Origin of the sequence: uncultured Campylobacter sp. (assembly GCF_938040115.1) — a bacterium.
Classification (GTDB): domain Bacteria; phylum Campylobacterota; class Campylobacteria; order Campylobacterales; family Campylobacteraceae; genus Campylobacter_A.
The window spans coordinates 1-4926 of record NZ_CALHXD010000126.1; the positions used below are offsets into that span (position 1 = coordinate 1).

The 4926-nt window shown below is 46.5% G+C and carries 6 protein-coding genes; all 6 read left to right on the top strand.

Annotated elements, in window-relative coordinates; genetic code table 11:
* The coding region (gene yidC, locus Q0314_RS04860; RefSeq protein WP_298057140.1) for a membrane protein insertase YidC at positions 1–324 on the top strand (324 nt) is incomplete at its 5' end.
* The gene (locus Q0314_RS04865; RefSeq protein WP_298057142.1) at positions 324–1469 is read left to right on the top strand and encodes a Jag N-terminal domain-containing protein; all 1146 of its coding nucleotides are present in this window, start codon (positions 324–326) and stop codon (positions 1467–1469) included. The genes yidC and Q0314_RS04865, both read left to right, overlap by 1 nt.
* On the top strand, positions 1466–2785 hold the full coding sequence (gene mnmE, locus Q0314_RS04870; protein WP_298057144.1) for a tRNA uridine-5-carboxymethylaminomethyl(34) synthesis GTPase MnmE: 1320 nt from the start codon (positions 1466–1468) through the stop codon (positions 2783–2785). Before Q0314_RS04865 ends, mnmE begins: the two co-directional genes overlap by 4 nt.
* Positions 2786–2814: 29 nt before the next feature.
* Entirely contained in the window at positions 2815–3552 is a 738-nt protein-coding gene (locus Q0314_RS04875) for a hypothetical protein (protein WP_298057147.1), read from the top strand.
* Positions 3553–3584: 32 nt separating this feature from the next.
* Entirely contained in the window at positions 3585–4322 is a 738-nt protein-coding gene (locus tag Q0314_RS04880; RefSeq protein WP_298057149.1) for a hypothetical protein, read from the top strand.
* 10 nt (positions 4323–4332) lie between these two features.
* Positions 4333–4926 (top strand): hypothetical protein (locus Q0314_RS04885; protein ID WP_298057151.1); only part of this gene is annotated, 594 nt, incomplete at its 3' end.

Sequence of the window (4926 nt, forward strand, 5' to 3'; positions counted from 1 at the left end):
GTACTACTAAACGCGATCGAGCTAAAAGCGGCGCCGTGGATACTCTGGATACACGACCTTTCGGTGATGGATCCGTATTTCGTGCTGCCTATTTTGATGGGTGCTACGATGTTCCTTCAGCAAAAGCTCACGCCGACCACGTTTAGCGACCCGATGCAAGAAAAGATAATGAAATTTTTACCGCTTATCTTTACGTTTTTCTTCGTGACCTTCCCTGCGGGACTTACGCTTTACTGGTTTGTAAACAACGTCTGCTCGGTCATCCAGCAAGTTTTTGTAAATAAACTCTTTGAAAAGCATAAAAAAGCGGAGGTAAAGGCCTGATGCGAATCGAAGCTGAAAATTTACAAGAGGCTTTTCAGAAGGCCGCCGAGGAGCTAAACTGCTCAGTCACCGAGCTTAATATCAAAATTTTACAAAACCCGAGTGCGGGATTTTTGGGGTTTTTTAAAAAAACGGCGATCATCGAAGCCGTAAAAGAGGGCGCGCATAAAAAAGAAGCAAAAAAAGCCCCTCAAGCCGTCCGGGAAAACGCACATAAAGAAAACAGCGGCGAAAAAAAGAAGGAATTTAAGAAAAAAGAGAACTCTGGCGAAGAGCAAAATCATAAAAGCGAAAAGAAAAAAAATCATAAAAATCGCCACGAACATCACAAAAACCATGCGGCAAAGCAAAACGAGACGAGCGCGGCAAACGAGCCTAAAGTTGAAGAAGCACAACCGCAAAAAGAGCCTCAGGCAAAAGAAAAAGAGCAGCACAAAAAAGAACAACCTAAAAAAGATAGCAGCAAAAACATCCTTGATCACTCGATCATCGATACCTTTAATAAAAACGACTTTTACGAAGGCGATGAAAAAACCGCAGCTGGCGAAAATTTAGGCTCGCAGGCATCTGTCGGCGATGCAAATTTGACGCAAGCCGTGCCAAATTTAGCTAAAAAAGAAAAACAAGACTCCCGCGCCGATCGAGTGCAGACTCAAAAACAAAAAGATCAAAAACCAAAAGCCGACATTGACAAAGTCCTGCCTGAGATAAAGCAGGGCGTAGAGAAGCTTTTTGGCGGAAATTTCTTTACTATAAACAAGATAGACGTGCGCAAATTTGACGACGAGACTGTGATAGTCGAGCTTGACGGCGAGGATGCGGCGCTGCTCATCGGCAAGGAGGGCTACCGCTACAAGGCGATTTCGTATTTGCTTTATAATTGGATCAGCTCAAAATACGGCCTTGCGGTGCGTCTTGAGATCGCGCAATTTCTGCAAAATCAAGAAGCAGCGATCGATCAGTATCTAAAAGGTATAATCGAGCGCGTGGAGGAGACGGGCAAAGCCAAAACCAAGTCTTTAGACGGCGTTTTGGTCAAGATCGCCCTTGAAAAACTGCGCGAAAAATTCCCCGACAAATACGTAAGCGTAAAGTCAAATAGCGACGGGCAGTTCGTAGTCGTGAATGACTTTATCAAAAAATGAACGAGACCATAGCCGCCGTCGCCACCGCGCACGGCGTAGGCTCGATCTCCATCATCAGGCTAAGCGGCGCGGACGCCCTTAGCCTAGCTCTAAAACTCACTAAAACCACCTATCTAGTCCCGCGTTACGCAACTCTAACTAAAATTTACGCCGATGGCGAGCTCATTGACGAAGCCTTGCTTATTTATTTCAAGGCTCCGCATAGTTTCACGGGCGAGGACGTGGTGGAGTTTCAGCTCCACGGCGGGCTAGTGGTGGCAAATTTGATCCTAGGCGAACTTATCAAAAGCGGCGCCAGACTCGCGCGCGCGGGCGAGTTTAGCAAGCGAGCGCTCATAAACGGCAAGATGGATTTTAGCAAGATCGAGGCGATAAACTCGCTCATAAACGCAAAAAGCGAGGACGGCGCAAAGATTATGGCTCGCACGATGAGGGGAGATTTGGCTAAATTTACGAACGAGATTCGCCGCGAACTCGTAAAAACTCTGGCATTCGTGGAGACTAGCATCGACTATGCCGACGATGACCTGCCTGCTGATCTGCTAGAAAGTATCAGTCAAATGCTAAAACAAAACAGCTCCAAACTAGATAAAATCGTCGCTATAAGCCAGAGCAGAAAAGGGTTGCTCGAGGGCTTTAAAATCGCGATAGTCGGCAAGCCAAACGTCGGCAAAAGCTCGATCTTAAACTCGCTTTTGTCCTATGAGCGCGCGATCATCAGCGACGAGGCAGGTACGACTAGAGACAGCATAGAAGAAGCCCTAAAAATCGGCACTCATCTCGTGCGCATCATAGACACGGCAGGTATCCGCAAAAATGCGGGTAAGATCGAGCAGATCGGTATTTCGTATTCGCTACGAGCTATCGAGGAGGCCGACGTTATCTTGGCCGTTTTTGATGCGTCGCAGGAGGCCGACGAGCAGGATAACGAGATCCTGGAGCTTTTAAAAAACTCGCAAAAAAAGATTTTTTACGTTTTAAATAAATGCGACCTCGGCGTTAAATTTAGCGCTCCAGTGGGCGCGATACAAATTTGCGCCAAGCAAGGAACGGACGAGATAGTAAATAGTCTAAAAACCTATCTCGACGCCCAAGAGACGAGCGAGATACTACTAAACTCCGCTCGTCAAATTTCATGCTGCGAGGCGGCGAGCGAGGCGATAAAAAGGGCGTTAAATTTACTTGCCCAGTCCGAGCTCGAGCTTTTTGCTTATGAGCTAAATACGGCAATAGAGCAAATCTCGTCAATCACAAAGCCGTTTGAGAGAAGCGAAATTTTAGACGAAATGTTTAGCAACTTTTGTCTAGGCAAATGATCAAATTTTACTCTCTAAAAAGGAAAACAATGAAAAAATTCATATCTATAGCCGCTCTAGCTGCGTTGCTGGGCGGTTGCATGCCTTCACAGGATCATCTAACTGCTAGCGTAGTATCGCCTGAACCGGACTGGATCAAATATCTAGAAAACGACGGCACCGTCGGCGATGTCGCATTTTTCTCAAAAAATTTGAGCGCAACTTACGCGCAAAAAAACGGCGATATCATCGGTATGGCGCTCATAAAAAAAGACGGTCAAAATTTGAAACTTGACGATATGTACGCGCAAAACGGGATTTCGTTTATAGTTTTGGAGCTTAACGATAAGGAAAAATTTGGCTACCATTACATAAATATGCGCGATAAAAACGAGCTTGCGACTCTAAGAGGGGCTAAAAAGGTCAAATTTTATCAGTTTGGCGGCGGCATATTAGAGAGCGTAGTTTTTAGCGCGGACTCGGGCGCCGTGTGCGAGAGTTTTGCGGCGGGCAAGACGGTAAAAGCTCATGCCGTGACTAATTATTACGATAAAGAAAACCCCGACAATAGCGAGTTTTTCGCGACTTTGATGGATATCGGAGTGAAAAAAGGCAAAAGCGCCGAGATCAAAAATCTAGACTTTAAATTTTTCGTTAGCGACGGCAAACTTGCTAGCACGCAGACGCGGGCTCGATCTGCGGAATTTAGGAACAAAGTCATAGACGCCGACGCTAAAAAACAGGAGCGAATCCTATCAAACATCGTTTGTGCTGCGCCTAAAAACTGATCACTTTTATCAAATTTAAACGCGAGCGCGAGATGAAAAACTTATTTCTAGCGGCTATTGCGGCCCTGGATTTTTACGGTTGCGCCGGCATCACTAGCAGCGCAAATATAGCCGAGCACGACGTCTCAAATATCGACGTTCCCGAGGATAACTGGACGAGATATCTGGGTACTGACGGCGCCATTAGAGAGGTCGCCTTTTTGACGGCGTTTTTCTCGCGCGATTTTCGCGTGCAGCCGGCTGACGGCGAGCCTACAGGCTTTGCACTCACAAAAACAGATGGCACCAGGCTGCCTTTTAGGCTCGGAGCCGTCTACAAAAGTGGCGATAGTGCGTTTATGCTAAAAGACGCCGATACCGAGGCGGAGTTTGATCTAAAAGACGAAGCGAGTGCGACCCAGCTTCGTGGCGCTCGGCGGATCAAATTTTACGAATTTAGCTCAAATTTGACGACGGTAGCAGTTTTTGAGGCGCCGATTTCGGTTTGCGAGGCGTTTCAAAAAGGCGGCAGTGTGAGCGTGAAATCAGCATCTAGCTACTATGATACGCAAAATTTAGAAAAACGGTATTTTACCGCCGTTATAACGCAGGCAAAAATTTCATCCAAAAGCGGCGCGCTACTTTTAAAATCTCAGATAAAAAATTTTACAAATTCCGATGGCTTGCGAGAAGTCGCCGAAAAAACGCCTAAATTTGAGGAAAAAATCCAAAACGAGTTGCGCAGGTACAGGCCGAGGCTTAGTCAAATTTGCTCTTTGGGCGAGAAGTAAAGAGAATAAAATGAAAAATACGATGATTTTTAAGACGGTAGCGGCGGCTGTCGCGGCGTTGGCATTTAGCGGTTGTGCTGGCATCACCGGCGACATAGGCGGCGAGAGAGCGTGGCGTACGTATATGGAAAACGACGCTAGCATACAGCAGATCGGATTTATAACCGAAACCACGGTCTACGAGATGAGCGGCGGTAAAAAAGAGGAAAAATTCGGCGACTACATGGGTAGGGCCGAGGTGAAATCGCCTGGCGAGAGCGACTCGGCGAGCCAAAATCTAGGCTGGGTTTACTCAAGCGGCGACGGCGTAAAAACTCTGATAGTGATTGATCTAGATAGCGGTAAAAATGTAGATTTGAGCGATAAAGACGAGATAAAAAAGCTACAAAACTCAAAGAAATTTAAGTTTTACGAATTTGGCGGCGGGATCCTTGAGAGCGTGGTTTATAGCGCGCAAAAATCTCCCGTTTGCAAGGCGTTTTTTGGCGGCGAACCTATAAGCGCCAGAAGCGTAACGAACTACTACGTGGGCGCGTCTGACGAGTTTTTCGCTACCGTGATCGACGCGAAGATAGTCGGAAACAAAGGCTTTGAGATAAAAAAT

What these genes read in the sequence shown, in the direction of transcription:
- Q0314_RS04865 (WP_298057142.1), top strand. Translation starts at nt 324, where the DNA reads ATGCGAATCGAAGCTGAAAATTTACAAGAGGCTTTTCAGAAGGCCGCC.
- mnmE (WP_298057144.1), top strand. Translation starts at nt 1,466, where the DNA reads ATGAACGAGACCATAGCCGCCGTCGCCACCGCGCACGGCGTAGGCTCG.
- Q0314_RS04875 (WP_298057147.1), top strand. Translation starts at nt 2,815, where the DNA reads ATGAAAAAATTCATATCTATAGCCGCTCTAGCTGCGTTGCTGGGCGGT.
- Q0314_RS04880 (WP_298057149.1), top strand. Translation starts at nt 3,585, where the DNA reads ATGAAAAACTTATTTCTAGCGGCTATTGCGGCCCTGGATTTTTACGGT.